The organism is Streptococcus mitis, from assembly GCF_002096815.1.
GTDB classification, from domain to species: Bacteria; Bacillota; Bacilli; order Lactobacillales; family Streptococcaceae; genus Streptococcus; species Streptococcus mitis_AD.
Window position 1 is genome coordinate 86,296 of record NZ_NCVJ01000021.1, and the last position, 19,553, is coordinate 105,848.

General features: G+C 39.9%; 12 protein-coding genes. 5 read left to right on the forward strand and 7 right to left on the reverse strand.

Annotated elements, in window-relative coordinates; translation table 11 throughout:
* Positions 1-5: 5 nt before the first annotated feature.
* From B7696_RS07140 to B7696_RS07160, 5 genes are all read right to left on the reverse strand, one after another.
* Complete coding sequence (locus B7696_RS07140; protein ID WP_084862974.1) at positions 6-656, reverse strand: metal-dependent transcriptional regulator; 651 nt, start codon at positions 654-656, stop codon at positions 6-8.
* A gap of 78 nt (positions 657-734) precedes the next feature.
* Entirely contained in the window at positions 735-1,229 is a 495-nt protein-coding gene (tpx, locus tag B7696_RS07145; RefSeq protein ID WP_033682328.1) for a thiol peroxidase, read from the reverse strand.
* Between the two features lie 228 nt (positions 1,230-1,457).
* The gene (psaA, locus tag B7696_RS07150) at positions 1,458-2,387 is read right to left on the reverse strand and encodes a metal ABC transporter substrate-binding lipoprotein/adhesin PsaA (protein WP_084862976.1); all 930 of its coding nucleotides are present in this window, start codon (positions 2,385-2,387) and stop codon (positions 1,458-1,460) included.
* Between the two features lie 31 nt (positions 2,388-2,418).
* Positions 2,419-3,267, reverse strand: coding sequence for a metal ABC transporter permease (locus B7696_RS07155; protein WP_000559787.1), 849 nt, complete (start codon positions 3,265-3,267; stop codon positions 2,419-2,421).
* Positions 3,264-3,986 (reverse strand): metal ABC transporter ATP-binding protein, encoded by a 723-nt coding sequence (locus tag B7696_RS07160; protein ID WP_084862978.1) that lies wholly within the window; start codon positions 3,984-3,986, stop codon positions 3,264-3,266. Before B7696_RS07160 ends, B7696_RS07155 begins: the two co-directional genes overlap by 4 nt.
* Before the next feature lie 180 nt (positions 3,987-4,166).
* Between B7696_RS07160 and pepO the strand changes: the two genes are divergently transcribed.
* Entirely contained in the window at positions 4,167-6,059 is a 1,893-nt protein-coding gene (gene pepO / locus B7696_RS07165) for an endopeptidase PepO (protein ID WP_084862980.1), read from the forward strand.
* A gap of 59 nt (positions 6,060-6,118) precedes the next feature.
* Entirely contained in the window at positions 6,119-6,883 is a 765-nt protein-coding gene (locus B7696_RS07170; RefSeq protein WP_084862982.1) for a hypothetical protein, read from the forward strand.
* Positions 6,884-6,989: 106 nt separating this feature from the next.
* On the opposite strand, the gene B7696_RS07175 is transcribed toward B7696_RS07170, so the two are convergent.
* Positions 6,990-7,619 carry an MBL fold metallo-hydrolase gene (locus B7696_RS07175; protein ID WP_049488322.1) on the reverse strand — a complete coding sequence of 210 codons (630 nt, stop codon included), beginning with the start codon at positions 7,617-7,619 and terminating at the stop codon, positions 6,990-6,992.
* Between the two features lie 602 nt (positions 7,620-8,221).
* Between B7696_RS07175 and B7696_RS07180 the strand changes: the two genes are divergently transcribed.
* Complete coding sequence (locus tag B7696_RS07180; protein WP_084862984.1) at positions 8,222-16,075, forward strand: YSIRK-type signal peptide-containing protein; 7,854 nt, start codon at positions 8,222-8,224, stop codon at positions 16,073-16,075.
* Between the two features lie 91 nt (positions 16,076-16,166).
* Here the strand turns inward: B7696_RS07180 and B7696_RS07185 are convergent, their stop codons facing one another.
* On the reverse strand, positions 16,167-17,240 hold the full coding sequence (locus B7696_RS07185; protein WP_084862985.1) for a DUF2974 domain-containing protein: 1,074 nt from the start codon (positions 17,238-17,240) through the stop codon (positions 16,167-16,169).
* A 156-nt stretch (positions 17,241-17,396) separates the two neighbouring features.
* Here B7696_RS07185 and B7696_RS07190 point away from each other — a divergent pair, with 156 nt between their 5' ends.
* Positions 17,397-18,074 carry a response regulator transcription factor gene (locus tag B7696_RS07190; protein ID WP_000548991.1) on the forward strand — a complete coding sequence of 226 codons (678 nt, stop codon included), beginning with the start codon at positions 17,397-17,399 and terminating at the stop codon, positions 18,072-18,074.
* Positions 18,067-19,041 carry a sensor histidine kinase gene (locus B7696_RS07195; RefSeq protein ID WP_084862987.1) on the forward strand — a complete coding sequence of 325 codons (975 nt, stop codon included), beginning with the start codon at positions 18,067-18,069 and terminating at the stop codon, positions 19,039-19,041. Before B7696_RS07190 ends, B7696_RS07195 begins: the two co-directional genes overlap by 8 nt.
* Positions 19,042-19,553: the final 512 nt, after the last annotated feature.

The window sequence follows — 19,553 nt, forward strand, 5'->3', positions numbered from 1 at the left end:
AGAAATTAGTTGATTTTTTCGACATAGAGTTGTTTGGCAATGTCCATACCTACTTGTAAATCCTCGTTTTTACTGAGGATAGTGAAGGTATTGCTAAAGCCATCAAACTGCTGGACTTGGAGACAGTCACCGATGTGAAGTGAGTGCTTATCCAAATAATTGAGAATGTCAAAACTATCGTGCACTCGAGTCAGGCGGTAGGCGCCAGCTTCCTTGATGTCAGCTAGTGGCAGGTTATTGATTTCAACCAGGAGTTCTCCCTTGGCGGGAATAGTTCCTCCGTGAGGGCAGGTCTTGGGGAATCCAAGCAATTTTTCTAGTCTCTCCACGAATAGCTCAGATACAGTATGTTCCAAGACTTCAGCTTCCTCGTGAATCTGGTCACTCGTATAGTCTAAATGATGGACTAGAAAAACTTCAATCAAGCGATGCTTACGGTAGAGCTCTGAGACCAGTTTGAGCCCAAGTTCCGTCAGTAGATAGCCACATTCCTTGTCCTTAAGGATGAGATTTTCGCTCTTCATCCGTTTAATCATTTCAGTTACGGCAGGGGGAGAGACTTGCATACGAGCCGCAATTTCCTTGTTGGTAATCTTATGCAAATCTATGCCAATTTCATAAATACACTTTAGATAATCTTCTTTATTCGGGGTCATTCGTTTCCTCTTGTCTAATATCTTTATCTAGTATATCAAAAAAAGCTAGATTTCTCTAGCTATCTGCCACAATGGCTTCTAATTTAGTTCTTTAGCAGCTGCAATTGCGGCTTCAAAGTTTGGTTCAGAGTTGATATTGTCCACGTATTCAACGTAGCGAATCGTATTGTCAGTATCGAGGACAAAGACTGCGCGTGCCAATAGATGCCACTCATTGATTAAGAGAGCATAATCGCGTCCAAAGGAATGATCAAAATAGTCTGACAGCATAATCGCATTTTCAATACCTTCAGCACCGCACCAACGTTTTTGGGCAAAAGGGAGGTCCATTGAAACAGTCAAGACAACGGTATTATCCAGTCCAGCCAGTTCTTCATTAAAACGACGCGTTTGAGTTGAGCAGATGCCTGTATCGATAGAAGGCACGACACTCAAGACTTTTTTCTTGCCATCAAAATCAGCCAGAGATTTTTTAGAAAGGTCTGTTGTAGTGAGTGAAAAATCAAGTGCCTTGTCGCCGACTTGTAGTTGTTTACCTGTAAAGCTCACAGGATTTCCGAGAAAAGTTACCATAAGATACTCCAATCTTTTTTCTTCCATTTTAGCTGAAACAGTCGGAATTTTCCAATGATTTGACCGGAAATATGGGCATAGAAAAAACGCCAGCTCATGTGAGAATGACGTTTTCCAGAGGCTTATACTCAATGAAAATCAAAGAGCAAACTAGGAAGCTAGCCGCAGGCTGTACTTGAGTACGGCAAGGCGACGCTGACGTGGTTTGAATTTGATTTTCGAAGAGTATTATTTTGCCAATCCTTCAGCAATCTTATCAAGGTTGTATTTCATCATGTTGTAGTAGCTGTCGCCTTCTTTACCTTGTTCTGCGATAGAGTCAGTAAAGATTTGTGCGTAGATTGGGATGTTTGTATCTTGTGAAACAGTCTTCATTGGACGGTCATCCACACTTGATTCTACAAAGAGGGAAGGAGTTTTTGTTTGGCGAAGTTTTTCAACCAAGGTTTTGATTTGTTCAGGAGTTCCTTCTTCTTCAGTGTTGATTTCCCAGATATAGGCACTTGGGACACCGTAGGCTTTAGAGAAGTATTTGAAGCATCCTTCGCTGGTTACGATGAGTTTTTTCTCAGCAGGGATGTTGTTAAATTTCTCTTTAGCTTCCTTGTCAAGTTTGTCTAGCTTATCAGTATATTCTTTGAGATTTTTTTCGTAGAATTCCTTGTTGCTAGGGTCTTTAGCGCTCAATTGTTTTGCGATATTTTTAGCAAAGATCATACCGTTTTCAAGGTTAAGCCAAGCGTGTGGGTCTTCTTTGCCTTTTTCGTTTTGGCCTTCAAGGTAGATAACATCAACGCCTTCGCTGACTGCAAAGTAGTCTTTGTTTTCAGTTTTCTTGGCATTTTCTACCAATTTTGTAAACCAAGCATTGCCACCAGTTTCAAGATTGATACCGTTGTAGAAAATCAAATCAGCTTGAGATGTTTTCTTAACGTCTTCAGGAAGTGGTTCGTATTCGTGTGGGTCTTGGCCAACAGGAACGATACTGTGAAGATCAATCTTGTCACCAGCAATATTTTTAGTAATATCAGCGATGATTGAGTTTGTAGCAACAACTTTTAGTTTTTGACCAGAAGCTGCATCTTTTTTTCCGCTAGCACATGCTACAAGAGCAATGACGGAAAGAAAAAGAACGAACAATGTACCTAATTTTTTCATTAGATCCTCCAATTTATTGGGGTTTTGCCCCTTATTTTAACAAATGTTTATTTTTCAGTTTCAAATATCGTTGTTTTGGAGCGATAAAGAAGCTAATGAGAAAGAAACTAGCAGCTGTAAGCACGATACTAGAACCTGCCGCAACGTTAAAGCTATAACCGATAAAGAGTCCCAAAACTGAAGCAGTAGCTCCAAAGGTTGAGGAAAGGAAAATCATGCTTTTCAGGCTATTAGCATAAAGATAAGCAGTTGCAGCTGGGGTAATCAGCATGGCTACAATCAGGATAGTTCCGACACTTTGCATGGCTGTCACAGACACGAGAGTCAGGAGTACCATGAGAAGGTAGTGATAGAAATTGACAGGCATTCCCATGGCTTTAGCCAAGAGTTCATCAAAGGAAGTTATCAAGAGTTGCTTGAAGAAAATCCAGATTAACAAGAGAATGACTGCCCCAACACCCATAGTAATAAACATATCCGTATCTTGGACGGCCAGGATATTACCAAAAAGGATATGGAAAAGGTCAGTTGAACTTTTAGCGACACTAATCAAGATGATACCGAGGGCTAAGAAAGAAGAAAAGGTAATGCCGATGGCGGTATCGCTTTTGATAATCGAGTTTCCCTTGATGTAGGTAATAATGATGGCAGCTAGTAATCCAAAGACAATGGCTCCGATAAAGAAGTCAAGGCCCAAGATGAAGGAAAGGGCTACACCTGGTAAGACAGCATGTGAAATGGCATCTCCCATGAGTGACATCCCGCGTAGGATGATGAAACATCCCACAGCTCCAGCTACGACCCCGACGACAATGGCTGTTATCAAGGCGTTTTGTAAGAAATGGAATTTTTGCAATCCATCGATAAATTCTGCAATCATAGGTCACCTCCATTGAAAAAGAGTCGATTACCGTAAGCTTCTTTGAGATTGGTTTCGGTAAAGGTTTCTTTGGTCGGACCAAAGGCAATCACTTCTCGATTGACAAGCAAGACTTGATCGAAGTAGTGGGGAACCTTGCTGAGATCGTGGTGGACGATGAGAACCGTCTTCCCAGCTTTTTTCAAATCTCTCAGCGTATTCATGATGATTTCCTCACTGACAGAGTCAATCCCAACAAAGGGTTCATCCAAGAGGATATAATCGGCTTCCTGCACCAAACATCTGGCAATCAAAACCCGCTGGAACTGACCTCCAGACAGTTGACTGATTTGCCGTTCTGCGTAGTCAGCTAGGCCGACGATTTCAAGGGCTTCCTCTACTTTTCTCCAATGTTTAGCGTTTAAACTGCGAAAGAGAGGGATAGAGGGAAATAGTCCTAACGAGACGCATTCCTTGACCTTGATGGGAAAGTTGTAGTCGATATTGATTTTTTGTTCGACATAGGCAATTCGGTGTAAGGATTTTTTAACTTCCTTGTCATCGAGAAATGCCTGACCTTGATGTGGGATAATTCCCAGCATACCTTTTAATAATGTTGATTTTCCAGCACCGTTTGGACCAATGATACCGATAATTGTTGGTCCTTGGAGCACTAGTGAAATATCCTTAAGTGCCAATGTTTCTTTGTAGGAGACACTGAGGTTTTCGATACGTATCATACAGTTGTATTCCTCCTGCCTCTTAATATACCTTAAAAAAAAAATTAAGTCAAGTTAATTTTTGAAAAATTTAAAATAATAACTGAAAAATGATGGAAAAGGAAAGTCCATTTTTAATTGCATTCCCAAGCAATTTTTGTTAAGCTAGCAATAACTTAAAAAAATGAAAGCGAGAACAAGATGACGCGTTATCAAGATGATTTTTATGATGCAATCAATGGAGAATGGCAACAGACAGCTGAAATCCCAGCAGATAAGTCTCAAACAGGAGGTTTTGTTGATTTAGACCAGGAAATTGAAGACTTGATGCTGGCGACAACAGACAAGTGGTTGTCAGGAGAAGAGGTGCCTGAGGATGCTATCTTGGAAAACTTTGTCAAATACCACCGCCTAGTTCGTGATTTTGATAAGAGAGAAGCTGACGGTATCACACCTGTCTTACCACTCCTTAAAGAATTCCAAGAGTTGGAGACTTTTGCGGATTTTACAGCTAGACTAGCAGAGTTTGAACTTGCAGGAAAACCTAACTTCCTTCCTTTTGGTGTATCGCCAGACTTTATGGATGCAAGAATCAACGTTCTATGGGCCAGTGCTCCAAGCACGATCCTGCCAGATACGACCTACTATGCAGAAGACCATCCTCAGCGCGAAGAGCTCTTGACTCTTTGGAAAGAAAGCAGCGCAAATCTTCTCAAAGCATATGATTTCTCTGATGTAGAAATTGAAGACTTGCTAGAGAAAAGACTAGAATTGGACCGTCGAGTTGCAGCAGTGGTGCTTTCTAATGAAGAAAGTTCAGAGTATGCTAAACTCTACCATCCATATGCTTACGAAGATTTCAAGAAATTTGCGCCTGCCCTACCTTTGGATAACTTTTTCCAAGCCGTTCTTGGACAAGTACCAGACAAGGTTATTGTAGACGAAGAACGCTTCTGGCAAGCAGCAGACCAATTCTATAGTGAAGAGGCATGGCCTCTCCTCAAGGCAACCTTAATTTTAAGTGTTGTGAACCTCTCAACCAGATATTTAACAGAAGAAATCCGTGTCTTGTCAGGTGCCTACAGTCGTGCGCTATCTGGAGTTCCAGAAGCCAAAGACAAGGTTAAAGCTGCCTACCAGCTAGCACAGGGTCCATTCAAACAAGCCTTGGGTCTCTGGTATGCCCATGAAAAATTCTCCCCAGAGGCTAAGGCAGATGTAGAGAAAAAAGTGGCAACTATGATTGATGTCTATAAGGAACGCTTAGCTAAAAATGACTGGCTGACTCCTGAAACTCGTGACAAGGCCATCGTCAAACTCAATGTCATCAAGCCTTATATCGGTTACCCAGAAGAATTGCCAGCACGCTACAAAGACAAGGTAGTGGATGAGACTGCTAGTCTTTTTGACAATGCTCTAGCCTTTGCGCGTGTGGAAATCAAGCACAGTTGGAGCAAGTGGAACCAGCCTGTAGATTACAAGGAATGGGGCATGCCTGCTCATATGGTCAACGCCTACTACAATCCACAGAAGAACTTAATTGTCTTCCCAGCAGCTATTTTACAGGCTCCTTTCTATGATTTGCATCAGTCATCTTCTGCTAACTACGGTGGTATTGGGGCAGTTATTGCCCATGAAATTTCTCACGCCTTTGATACCAATGGAGCTTCCTTTGATGAAAATGGTAGCCTCAAGGATTGGTGGACCGAGAGTGACTATGCTGCCTTCAAGGAGAAAACACAAAAAGTTATTGACCAATTTGATGGACAAGATTCTTATGGAGCAACCATTAATGGTAAATTGACTGTATCAGAAAACGTGGCTGACTTGGGAGGAATCGCTGCAGCGCTTGAAGCAGCTAAGAGAGAACCAGACTTCTCGGCAGAAGAATTTTTCTACAACTTCGGTCGCATTTGGCGCATGAAAGGTCGTCCAGAATTTATGAAACTTTTGGCTAGCGTCGATGTGCACGCACCAGCCAAACTCCGTGTCAATGTGCAAGTACCAAACTTCGATGATTTCTTTACAACCTATGATGTCAAAGAAGGAGATGGTATGTGGCGTTCACCAGAAGACCGCGTGATTATTTGGTAATGAATCGAATCTAATACTAAAATCCGTAAATCTATATAGGATGGGTTAGAGAGGTTAATATGAAGAAATTTTTAATGATATTTTCAGCTATTCTTACTGTTTTTGTTTTAGCATCTTGTGGTGCAAACAAAAAAGATGAAAAAATAGAACCTTCGGCAACACAATCATCTTCTACCAAAGAGGAACAGAAGGAAAGCTCTACGAAGTCAGAGAGCCAAACTAGTACAAGTTCTTCAATGGCAACGCCGTCAACAACAATGGAAACGAAAAGCGAAACAGGAAAAGATTTGTACAAGGAAGTAATAGAGCGGTACAATCACTATCAGGCACTTTTAAGTAGTGGCGACCGAGAATCCTTGTATGAAAAGTTGAAACAGAACAAGATTTTTTCTGAAGAGTATGGCTATATCTTTACACTAAGCACCTACGATAAACCAGCTAGTCTTCATTATGTGTTTGCTGATTTAAATAAGGATGGTCAGGATGAATTGATTATTGGAGATAAAAAATATATAGGGGCCATTTACTATTTAGAGAATAAACAACCCAAGTTGCTTCATACAGCTTATGTAGCTTCTGCAGGTGGTTTTCGTTCCAGTTTAGTTATCTATGAAAATGGTCAAGTCAGATATGCAGACTGGCAGTCAACACGACCAGAAATGAACTTAAGTCTATATGCTTTTGATAAAGACGGAGTACAGAAGATTAAAGAAGGAATCTTTCAAATTGGTAGTGATCAAAAGCCAGAGCAAATCTTAGGGATTTCTTCTAATGAACTTGATTTAGCTAAATTTGAATGGAAAGAATTTCAGCCAGTCAACTAGTATTCGATGAAATTCAATACTAGACTAGATTCTAAAATCAAAGAATGGAGAATTGAATAGCAGTACACAAAAACCAAGGATAAAAAATTCCTTGGTTTTTTGCTAGCTAGAAAAAAGGATTGAAGGTCTTTTCGTGAGCAATAGTAGTAGCTGGACCATGCCCTGGATAGACGTCATAGTTTGGCAGGGTGAAGAGTTTGGTCTGGATGCTATGAAGGAGTTGCTCCATGCTACCAGTCGGAAGGTCGGTCCGTCCGATTGTTTCTCGGAAAAGAGCATCCCCTGTTAAGACTAGGTGAGCATCAGGAAAGACGATAGAAACACCACCGATAGAGTGACCAGGAGTTGGCAAGACAGTAAAACGAAATTCCTCTAGTTGGTATTCTTCATGAAAGGCAAAGGTGTGCTCTGCAGGTTTTGCGACCACATCTGCCATATCATCGTGGCGAGGAAGCCCAGAGAGATTATCGACAGGAGTATATAGCCAGCTGGCTTCACTCTCTGCGATATAGACAGGAGGATTGCCAAAAGTCTCGCGAACCAAGTCCAGACTCATGATATGGTCATAATGGGCGTGGGTCAAGAGAATAGCACAGATAGGTTTGTTGATGTTCTCTATTGTCTGACGAATAGCTTCCCAATGGCTACCAGGGTCGACAACGATGAGGTATTTTTCACCTTCCAGGTAATAGGTGTTTTCATAGGCAACAGGATTCACAGTTTTATGGATTTTCATACTAGCTCCAATCTCAAAGAATGTACTAAATTAAGTATAGCACAGTTAGGGGGAATAAAGTAGACAGAAAGTTTTTCTTTATAGAAGGTTACTTGCTATCTACTTCATTCTGTCTAAAATAGAGATAGCTATTTTTAGAGTTATGAACTAGCTAGAGCTTTTAATTGACTGGGATTTAAAATAAAGCTAATGAGCTGGAGAGTGAATTAATGAAACAAGTAAATTGTACTCTGTATTAGAAGGAAGTTTGTAAAAAAGGAAATAAAATATACATGTAAGGTTAAATTGAATCAATATACTAATTTAACAAAAATAGAGTATGAGACCTGTAACAGCTTGCTACATATTATTTTACAAGTAAAAAAATCTGAAAATTGTTGTATTTTTGGAAAATATTTATTTTAAATTTAGAATAAAAAATAAGCCATTTTATTTGCCATAGACTAGAAAATATGATATCATAAAGTTGTATGTTGTAGACAATTTTATGATATCAAGCTTCACTTCTAACATCTTTTGTTTCATCTGAGGTTACCTGTGAGTTTTCGATATCAATAACTTGTAAATCGACATCAAAATAAAAAAGGAGGTTGTGGGTCTAAATGAAAGGCAAGCAACAACAAGATTTTAGAGTAGAAAAGTACATCCGTTATGGTATCCGGAAATATAGCTTTGGAGCAGCATCAGTAGCAATTGCAGCTGGTTTGATGTTCCTTGGAAATGGTGCGGTATCAGCAACGGAAGTTCAAGGTGCTGAAGCATCAGTAGCTGCAGCTACTGCCCCAGCAAATCAAGCGGATTCTAATAAAGAGAAGGAAGCCGTTAAGCCAGAAACTAAAGTAGAGGAAGCTAAACCAGAGGTTAAAGCAGAGAAAGCTAAACCAGAGGAAGCTCCGAAAGAAGTAGTAGCTCCTAAATTGGATAAGGCTCAATTAGAAGCTTATGTTAACCAGGTAGCAGGAAATATAGCTGCAGGTAAATATGCAAACAAGACAGACGAAAGTTTGGCTCTTTTGAATGCAGATTTGGAAGCGGCAAAAGCAGCTCTTTCAAGTGCTACTAGTCAAGATGAGTTAAAAGCTGCTTACAACAAACTTGTAACAACTGTAAACTCAAAACTACAAAACAAACCAGTTGAGAAAAAAGAAACTCCAGCAGTTGATACTACAAATGGTAAAGAAACTGTAGGGAAGAGAGCGGGAAATACTGAGAAAAAATCTGAGTCAAACGCAATTGAAAACACTGGTTCTAAAGATGAACGTAATGGCAAAGAACTAGTCCAAGGTTCACACTTACGTTCGGCTAGTGAAGGCTATACCTTAGCTTCTACAGAACTTAGAAAAGAAAACGGTGAGTTTGCAACAGCTACTGGTAAAACATATAAAACATTGGATAACAATGATACGTATCGTATCTATGTTAAAGGATTCCAATCTGAAAACACAGAAACAGTAGCTAGAAACAATCCACAACCTGGGACTGGTGCACGTACTGACCTTCCTTTATCAAAAACAGAAGCTCAAAAACTTGGGCGTGAAGCAGCGATGTGGAATAATAAACTCCGTGCAAGTGGTCAAAATAATAATACTAATTCATATGGATCAGGTGGAGCTTATGAGTACTTAGCGACAGAAATCTATGGCTACACTTATGAACAAGGTAACCATTATGTTTATCTTAAAGATGTAACTAAACGTTTCGAGTTGAGTGATGCAGCTAAAGCAGCAGGATATACTATCAAGAAAGTCACTCCAATGAACTTACCGCCAGGTTTAGGTTATAACGCAAATTCGGATACTGTAGAAGGTTACATCGGAGCAAATATTCAAAATGGTGTTTATGACTTCCGTTATGAATTAACTGTTGCAAAAGACGGTACTGAGCAAAAAGTGTACTTCCGTGACCTACAAGCTGGTTGGATTGGTTGGCAAGATTCAACAGCACCTAGAATTCAGGGAAAATCAACAATGGTAACTGTTGGAGATCAAGTTAGTCATAATTTGGAATATGTTGATAATGATGGTGTAAATAGGGATACGCGAGCTAACTATCAACGTGAAGATGGTTCTAAGTTTGTAGCAGGATCTAAAACGTCACCAGCATCAAGTAGAAAACCAGCAGAATTTGTGGCAGCTGATGGAACTAAAGTGAGATCTATGTCCAACCCTCAAACAGTTACTGCTTATACAACATTAAATGGTAAAACACTTGGTAAAAATGGTGAGAAACCAGTATCTCTTGATGATACTATTCCAGGATTGACATATGCTCCAGAGACAGGTTTAATTACAGGGACACCAACAGAAGCTGGAATCTTTACTGTTGCTGCTTTGGCAAAAGACTACAACTCTGCAAATGCATGGGACATGAACGGTCAAGAAGCTCATGAAAACCTTACAGTTGCGGTTGCACCTAAGATTACAGTGAAAAACGTCGAGGCTTATGCAACTAACGTTCCTGTAACAATTTCTAAAGGTGCTAATAAAGCTGAAATCACAACGCCAGACGGAAAAGTAACTAAGTTAGTTGTTAAAGCTGGAAACTGGGTTGTTGCAGCAGGTACAACTAATACGGCTGTAGAAGAGGGTGCGACTTTGGCAGCAGTATCTACTTCAGGTGATACGACTATCAACTTAGCAGTTGAAGCAGAATCGACGAAATATGTTGGCGTCGATAGTATTACTGCGAAAGCAACTACTGATAAAGTTCAAGCATATCTTCAACGTGATACAGTAACTGTTAAAGATCACAATCAAAAAGAATATGTAGCAACATTTAACCGTGCGACAGGTAAATACACACTTCCAAATGAAGATGCATATCACTTGGTTGATAACGGTGATGGAACTTCCACTTTAACTGAACGTCGTATTTATACTGAGGCTCAAGCGAATGGTGACGTTAAGCTCTTTGTTTACGAATTTACTCGTAAATGGAGTGCTAGCTCTACAGCTGCGAATCTTGTTGATAGAGTAGCAGAAATTCGTGCTAAAGGTGAAGTGAAAGAAGTAGGAGATGTTTTCCGCACGGAGACACTATTACCGAATGACCAAACTTCTTCTACTCAAGGTAGAACAATTAAAGTAAGTTACGATTCAGTATCTAATCAATGGACAGCTTCTGATGGTTCTAAAGTGACTGCGACAGAATCAAATGCTGGTTGGAAAATTTCAACTAATTCAGGATTTAGTGGTTATGTAGCTTATCGTGAAGCAGTAGGCACTGATTTAGCTTCTATTCAGAATGCTAAACCAAACTCAACATCAACAAGTTATTCTGAAAATAAAGGAACAACAGTTAACTTAATTGCTTCACCAAAGGCAAATGTTAAATTTACCGATGCAATCGATGATAAATCTAATGCTGAGAATTCAGATATTATCCAAACAAAAGTTACAGTAACTGACCCAGATGGAGCACAAACAGTATTTGATGCTGCAAAAGCAGAAGAGGCTGCTTACATTGCTGCGCAACGTTCTGCAGCTGAAAAAACGAATATTGCTGCTCAAGCGGTGAAAGATAATCAAGAGGCTCAAAATACATTAGCAAACTTGCAAGAACGTTTAGATCGCCTTACTAGAATTGCAGAAGATGCTCAATTGGCATTGGATAATCTAAAGCTTCGTTCAATTTCACCGACAGCTGAAAAAATGGCTCAAGATGCACTTGATAAAGCAAATGAGCTTAAAGCAGCCACTGAAGCAGAAATTGCCGCTTCTAAAGGAAGTGTTGCAACTCTTGATACAAAAGTAACTACATCTCGTGCAGACGCATTGGCGGCTGAGAAAGCTGTTGAATTGGCTCGCACTGCTTTGATTAATGCAGCTCAAACTAATCTAGCAAATGCAACAGCATATACTCTTAATAAACTTGGACGTTACAAAGTAACAGTTTCAGGAGTAGACTCAAATGGTGTTGTTACTACACCTACAGTAGGTGGAACTGATTCTGGAGCTTTGACTGATGATGCGGTTACAGAAACAACATACTACATCGTAGTAACAGAACCAGAGAAATCATCAGGTGCTCAAGGTCAAAAACAAACTGACTCAATGGCCGACAATTTCAATGATGGAAAAGAAGGAACTACAGTATCAAATTACAAACTAGTAGATCCAAAAACAGGAGCTAAAGTTGAATCTTTAACAACTGAAGAAGGAACTTATACTGTAGATCCAACGACAGGTGAAGTAACGTTCACTCCAGTAGAAGGATTTGTAGGAACTGCAAATCCAGTAACAGTAGCAGCTGATGTAACATTTAATGATGAATCAGGAAATCCAGTAACAGTAGCGGTAGAAAATGCATATACACCAACTGTATACGGAATTGCACCATCTGCAGATGAAACTACAGGAAAACAAGGACAAACTCAAACCTCTAAATCAGGAAAAGATCGTTTCTCTGAATTAAATAATACAGATAATACACTAGATGGCACAAATGTTGACTGGACAACAGCTGCCTACTCATTAGAAGGAGCTAATGCTGAAGGTAAAGTGGTAGTTGATGGAGAAGGAACATACACAATTGATCCAACAACAGGTGTAGTAACATTTGAACCACTTCCAACATTTACAGGAAAAGCTAAAGGTGTTAATGTACAAGTATCAGTAACAGCAACTGATTCAGAAGGAAATAAAGTTCCAGTTACTTCAAAAGGTAAATATACTCCAGAAGTAACACCAGTAACACCGACAGGAGCACCAGTTACATCTGAAGGTAAACAAGGTCAAGAACAAACAGGTAAACCTGTCTTTACACAAGGTGATGAAACAGCTCCAATTACTATTAACGAGCAGCAACCAGCTAAATTTGTAGTAAATGGACAACCAGTTGATGACAAAGAAATTCCAGCAACAAAAGATGGAAAAGAAGTTGGTAAATACGTAATCGATCCATTAACAGGTGTTGTAACATTTAAACCAAACAAAGACTTTGTTGGTACACCAGATCCAGCAACTGTTGAAGTTAAAGATAAGAATGGAACACCAGCAACAGCTACTTATACTCCAACAGTAACTCCAGTAACACCAACAGCAGAACCAAAAGAAACAACTGGAAAACAAGGTCAACCACAAACTCAAGAAACAGAGTCAATGTTCAAACAAGGTGATGAAGTAGCGCCAATTGATAAGACAACTGTTAAATTGGTAGACCCAAGTGGTAATGAAGTAACAACAATGCCAGCGATGAAAGATGGTAAAGAAGTTGGAACATACACAATTGATCCAACAACAGGAGTTATCACATTCCAACCAAACAAAGACTTCACAGGCACACCAGATCCAGCTAAGGTTGTAGCGAAGGATACTAACGGAACTAAGGTAGAAACAACTTACACACCAACAGTAACTCCAGTAACACCAACAGCAGAACCAAAAGAAACAACTGGAAAACAAGGTCAACCACAAACTCAAGAAACAGAGTCAATGTTCAAACAAGGTGATGAAGTAGCGCCAATTGATAAGACAACTGTTAAATTGGTAGACCCAAGTGGTAATGAAGTAACAACAATGCCAGCGATGAAAGATGGTAAAGAAGTTGGAACATACACAATTGATCCAACAACAGGAGTTATCACATTCCAACCAAACAAAGACTTCACAGGCACACCAGATCCAGCTAAGGTTGTAGCGAAGGATACTAACGGAACTAAGGTAGAAACAACTTACACACCAACAGTAACTCCAGTAGTACCAACAGCAGAACCAAAAGAAACAAAAGATGTACAAGGTGCAACTCAAACTGGTAAACCAACATTCACACCTGGTGCTGATGAAGTGCCAATGGATGATGATACTCCAGCGACATTCGAAGATGGTTCAAAAGAAAAAGTAATTCCAGGAGAAGGTACTTACACTGTAGCTCCAGATGGAACAGTAACATTCGTACCTGAGAAAACATTCACAGGAACAGGAACAGGAGTAACGGTTAAACGTGTAGATAAGAACGGAACACCAGTAACGGCTAAATACACACCAACAGTATTACCAGCAACTCCAACAGCAACACCAGCTGAAACAACAGATATCCAAGGTGCGTTACAAAAGGGATTACCACAATTCTTAGGAGGAAGAGTATCAGTAGATGGAGTACAAAAAATTGTACCAATCGATGAAACAAAACCATTAGAATTAATCGATCCATCAACAGGTAAAGTAACTAATGAAATCGTGGTACCGGGCGAAGGAACTTACACAGTATATAACGGAGTAGTAGAATTCCGTCCAGAACCACAATTCGTAGGAAAAGCAAAAGGAGTTACAGTCCAACGTGTAGACGTAAATGGAACGCCAGTTTCAACAACATACACACCAAACGTAACCCCTGTAACCCCAACAGCAGACCCAGCTGAAACAACAGATATCCAAGGTAAAGAACAAAATGGTAAACCTGAATTCAAACCAGGCAACCCAGAAGTACCAATGGATGATGAAGTACCAGCAACCTTCGAAGACGGTTCAACAACTAAGACAATTCCAGGTGAAGGAACATACACAGTTTCATCAGATGGCACAGTAACGTTCACACCAGAGAAGACATTCACAGGTAAAGGCACAGGCGTAACTGTTAAACGTGTAGATAAGAACGGTACGCCAGTAACGGCTAAATACACACCAACAGTAACCCCAGTAACTCCAGAAGGAACACCTGCTGAAACAACAGATATCCAAGGTAAAGAACAAAATGGTAAACCTGAATTCAAACCAGGCAACCCAGAAGTACCAATGGATGATGAAGTACCAGCAACCTTCGAAGATGGATCAACAACTAAGACAATTCCAGGCGAAGGAACTTACAAAGTAAATCCAGACGGTACAGTAACGTTTACACCAGAGAAGACATTCACAGGTAAAGGAACAGGCGTAACTGTTAAACGTGTAGATAAGAATGGCACACCAGTGACAGCTAAATACACACCAACAGTAACTCCAGTGACTCCAGAAGGAACACCTGCAGAATCTGAAGGACCTAAAGGGCAACCACAAACAGGAACACCTGAATTTAAACCAGGAAACCCTAATGTACCAATCGATGAAACTGTTAAACCAACATTTGACGATGGCACAACTGAGAAGAAAGTACCAGGCGAAGGAACATACACAATCGATGAAAACGGTAAAGTAACGTTCACACCAGAACCTGACTTCGTAGGAAAAGCTAAAGGTGTGACAGTTAAACGTGTAGATAAGAACGGAACACCTGTAACAGCTACTTACACTCCAACAGTTCGTCCTGATACTTCGTTCGTTGATAAAGATGGTAAACCACTTTCACCAACAGAAGATGGAACTAAACCAACTAAAGATATCCCAGGATACAAGATTGTTAAAACTGAAGTAGACGAAAAAGGAAATACAAAACACATCTATGAAAAAGTTACGACAACTTATAAAGATAAAGATGGTAATGTAATTCCAGGAACAACTACTGAAGAAGGTACAAATCCTAAGAAAGATATCCCAGGTTACCGCTTCGTAGAAACTAAGAAACTTCCAAACGGTGATACAGAGCACGTTTATGAGAAAGTTAAGACAAGTCACAAGGATAAAGACGGAAATGAAATTCCAAACTATCCAACAGAAGATGGCGAACAACCTAAGAAAGATATCCCAGGTTACCGCTTCGTAGAGACTAAGAAACTTCCAAATGGCGACATCGAACACGTTTATGAGAAAGTTAAGACATCATTCAAGGATAAAGAAGGAAATGAAATTCCAAACTATCCAACAGAAGATGGCGAACAACCTAAGAAAGATATCCCAGGTTACCGCTTCGTAGAGACTAAGAAACTTCCAAATGGCGACATCGAACACGTCTACGAAAAAGTTAAGACATCATTCAAGGATAAAGAAGGAAATGAAATTCCAAACTATCCAACAGAAGATGGCGAACAACCTAAGAAAGATATCCCAGGTTACCGCTTCGTAGAGACTAAGAAACTTCCAAATGGCGACATCGAGCACGTCTACGAAAAAGTTAAGACATCATTCAAGGATAAAGAAGGAAACGAGATTCCAGGTAATCCAAGTGAAGATGGCGAACAACCTAAGAAAGATATTCCAGGCTACCGCTTCGTAGAAACTAAGAAACTTCCAAATGGAGATACAGAGCACGTCTACGAAAAAGTTAAGACATCATTCAAGGATAAAGAAGGAAACGAGATTCCAGGTAATCCAAGTGAAGATGGCGAACAACCTAAGAAAGATATTCCAGGCTACCGCTTCGTAGAAACTAAGAAACTTCCAAATGGCGACACAGTTCATGTTTATGAAAAAATCATTCCTTCTGTGAAACCAGAACCTGCGAAACCATCAAAACCAGCTCCAGCTAAACCGGCTAAGGAATTGCCTAATACTGGTACAGAAGATCACTCAAGCCTAGCAGCTCTTGGACTTCTTGGAGTATTGAGCGGATTTGGTCTTGTGGCACGCAAGAAAAAAGAAGACTAATGTTTTAATCATTAAAGATTAAACAAAGGAATTCAATTTCATAAATGAAAACCCAACTAATCAAGTGATTAGTTGGGTTTTTTTATGTGGATTATCTATTTTTCCATGCTTGGTAACGGGTATCAATCAATAATTGGGTAAGGCGTCCCATGGTTTCCCTTTCTTCTGGAGTGAGGGATTGAGCTTGGACAAAGAGATGATGAATGTGTTCAAGCGCCTTTAAGGATGACAGGTCATTGATGGAGCTAATCCCAGCATCTAGAATGGTGCCAAAGAAGAGGTCGAAGTAGAGCTGAAGCTCCTCGTCAGGGACTGTTGCCACCCATTCTTTGAAGGTTGTGTCAACTTGTTGACTATCACTGTTGATTTTATCCAGTTGGACGAAGTGCTTGTCCTCAATCTGCCAACTAAAGGTATCGTGCTGGGCGATACCACCTAAGGCAGTACTGTGCACGATGATTTGGTGGTTAGGGATTTCCATCATCATACCGATAATGGACCCTTGTGGGATGAAGACCTTGCTTCTATCCATTATCCTTTGATAGCCCTCGGTTTGTGTCAGTTCTTTATGGAGACCAGGCGCATCAAAGGTATAAACTGCTGTGATTTGATTTTGCAAGCTTTGCTCAATTTGACTAGCAGCATAGATAGCTAGATTTCCTCCCTTGGAATGTCCAGCCAGAATGACCTTTTGCTTAGGATGGTGGACAAGAAAATTTCTTAAATAGCGTAGGGCGTGCTTTTGAGCAGGAATTTCCTTCATATAGGTCAGGTGGAAATCTTCCTTCCAGCCAATGATACTGTCATCTGTCCCACGAAAGACAATCAGATAGGTATCGAGAGTGAGGCGGTAGGTCATAGCCGCAAACTGTTTTTGCAGCTCAGGGTCGATATCATTGATAAAATGGGAGAGTTTGCAATTTTTGAAGCGCTTGTGTTGAGCTAGTTCATCTAATAGCTGGAGGCGGTTTTTACTGGTCAACATGTTAGACTCTCTTGGAATGAGAAGTGCCAAGTCTAAAAGTCGCAGAGGACTTGTGGAGACCAGATTATCAAAGGAGAGATAGGTGATTTCTGTTAAGGCTAGAATGTCTAGCTCATTCAAAGGAAGGTCGTAAAAGGAATCGTGTGCGACATCTTTCAGATAATCAAAAATATTGGCCATTAGAGCTCCTTTCTTTTTTATTTATCTTATCAAATTTCCCTCAAATTAGCTAGTAGGGTTGCCTCATTTTGTTGGCTAAAAACAAGCTCTTTCAAATTCAGTTTCAGACCTTCTAACATGGAAAAATCTGTTATAATAATAGAAAAGGAGGAGCGCATGCACAAAATTTTATTAGTAGAGGATGATCAGGTTATTCGTCAACAAGTCGGAAAAATGCTCTCTGAATGGGGATTTGAAGTGGTTCTGGTAGAAGACTTTATGGAAGTTTTGAGTCTTTTTGTCCAGTCGGAACCTCATCTGGTCCTCATGGATATTGGACTGCCCTTGTTTAATGGCTATCACTGGTGTCAGGAGATTCGCAAGATTTCCAAGGTACCCATCATGTTTCTGTCTTCGAGAGACCAGGCTATGGATATCGTCATGGCAATCAATATGGGGGCGGATGACTTTGTGACCAAGCCTTTTGACCAGCAGGTCCTTCTAGCCAAGGTTCAGGGCTTGTTGCGCCGTTCCTATGAGTTTGGGCGTGACGAGAGTTTACTGGAATATGCTGGTGTTATCCTTAATACCAAATCCATGGATTTACATTATCAAGGGCAAGTCTTGAATTTGACCAAGAATGAATTCCAGATTTTACGAGTATTGTTTGAGCATGCGGGCAATATTGTAGCGCGTGACGATCTCATGCGGGAACTTTGGAATAGTGACTTTTTCATTGATGACAATACCCTATCTGTTAATGTGGCTCGTTTGCGTAAAAAGTTGGAAGAACAGGGCTTGGTAGGATTTATCGAGACCAAGAAAGGGATAGGGTACGGACTGAAGCATGCTTGATTGGAAACAATTTTTTCTAGCCTATCTGCGTTCCCGTAGTCGTCTGTTTGTCTATCTGCTTTCTTTGACGTTTCTGGTTTTGCTCTTTCAGTTTTTATTTGCAAGTTTGGGAATTTATTTTCTCTACTTTTTCCTGCTATGTTGCTTTGTAACCATCTTATTTTTCACTTGGGACATATTGGTGGAAATGCAGGTCTATCGCCAGGAAATTCTCTATGGGGAGAGGGAAGCCAAATCTCCTTTGGAAATAGCTTTAGCAGAAAAATTAGAAGCGCGTGAGATGGAACTCTATCAGCAGAGGTCAGACGCAGAAAGAAAACTGACGGATTTGCTGGATTACTATACCTTGTGGGTCCATCAGATTAAGACCCCCATTGCAGCCAGTCAACTCTTAGTTGCAGAAGTAGCTGACCGCCAACTGAAGCAGCAGTTAGAACAGGAAATTTTCAAGATAGATTCCTATACCAATCTAGTTTTACAGTACCTGCGTTTAGAAAGTTTCCATGATGATTTGGTCTTGAAGCAGGTTCAAATCGAGGACTTGGTTAAGGAAATAATTCGTAAATATGCTCTTTTCTTTATTCAAAAAGGCTTAAATGTCAATTTACATGACCTTGATAAAGAAATCGTGACGGATAAAAAGTGGCTGCTAGTGGTTATTGAGCAAATCATTTCAAACAGTCTCAAATACACCAAAGAAGGTGGTCTGGAGATTTATATGGAAGGCCAGGAACTCTGTATCAAGGATACGGGAATCGGGATAAAAAACAGTGATGTCCTCCGAGTCTTTGAACGTGGTTTCTCAGGCTATAATGGTCGTCTGACCCAGCAGTCATCTGGACTTGGCCTCTATCTCTCTAAGAAAATTTCTGAAGAACTGGGGCACCAGATTCGCATCGAGTCTGAGGTTGGAGAAGGAACGATAGTAAGAATTAAGTTTTCCGATATGAATCTGATAATTGAGTGAGAAGAGACAATGAGTTTTTACCCAATCTCTTTTTGCTATATTTCAGGATATTTGAAGACTGTTTTTTACAAAACCAATAATAGAATTTTTAATACGGAATATAGTATAAATACTGGTTCAAAGTGAAGTTTTGTATGCTTTATACTTTTGTTGAGTATAAAATCTATAAACTAAGGGTGAATTACAAAAATTAATTTGAGATGAAGTGAATTGTAGACTTGGGAAATGTCTCCTATTCGATTTCAGAATGAATCGTTGATACAGGATTAAAAGAACTGCAGCTTTCTTTTTATTTTGAATGAGATAGGTGTATATAGATTTATGTAACTGGTGTAGAACTGTTTCCAAGAATTTATTGAATGTATCGAATACACACATTCTATTGATTTTGAACCAGTTTTTAATTTCTAAATATTATAATAGTTTTATCAAGTAAAAGGAGACTGCCATGATTGGAGACAATATAAAATTCTTACGAAAATCACATAATCTGATATAACCAGAATTTTCAC

Bases quoted from the DNA above. Each gene is read 5' to 3' on its own strand.
- B7696_RS07140 (WP_084862974.1), bottom strand. From the start codon at position 656: ATGACCCCGAATAAAGAAGATTATCTAAAGTGTATTTATGAAATTGGC.
- B7696_RS07155 (WP_000559787.1), bottom strand. From the start codon at position 3,267: ATGATTGCAGAATTTATCGATGGATTGCAAAAATTCCATTTCTTACAA.
- psaA (WP_084862976.1), bottom strand. From the start codon at position 2,387: ATGAAAAAATTAGGTACATTGTTCGTTCTTTTTCTTTCCGTCATTGCT.
- B7696_RS07160 (WP_084862978.1), bottom strand. From the start codon at position 3,986: ATGATACGTATCGAAAACCTCAGTGTCTCCTACAAAGAAACATTGGCA.
- B7696_RS07190 (WP_000548991.1), top strand. From the start codon at position 17,397: ATGCACAAAATTTTATTAGTAGAGGATGATCAGGTTATTCGTCAACAA.
- B7696_RS07170 (WP_084862982.1), top strand. From the start codon at position 6,119: ATGAAGAAATTTTTAATGATATTTTCAGCTATTCTTACTGTTTTTGTT.
- tpx (WP_033682328.1), bottom strand. From the start codon at position 1,229: ATGGTAACTTTTCTCGGAAATCCTGTGAGCTTTACAGGTAAACAACTA.
- B7696_RS07180 (WP_084862984.1), top strand. From the start codon at position 8,222: ATGAAAGGCAAGCAACAACAAGATTTTAGAGTAGAAAAGTACATCCGT.
- pepO (WP_084862980.1), top strand. From the start codon at position 4,167: ATGACGCGTTATCAAGATGATTTTTATGATGCAATCAATGGAGAATGG.
- B7696_RS07175 (WP_049488322.1), bottom strand. From the start codon at position 7,619: ATGAAAATCCATAAAACTGTGAATCCTGTTGCCTATGAAAACACCTAT.
- B7696_RS07195 (WP_084862987.1), top strand. From the start codon at position 18,067: ATGCTTGATTGGAAACAATTTTTTCTAGCCTATCTGCGTTCCCGTAGT.
- B7696_RS07185 (WP_084862985.1), bottom strand. From the start codon at position 17,240: ATGGCCAATATTTTTGATTATCTGAAAGATGTCGCACACGATTCCTTT.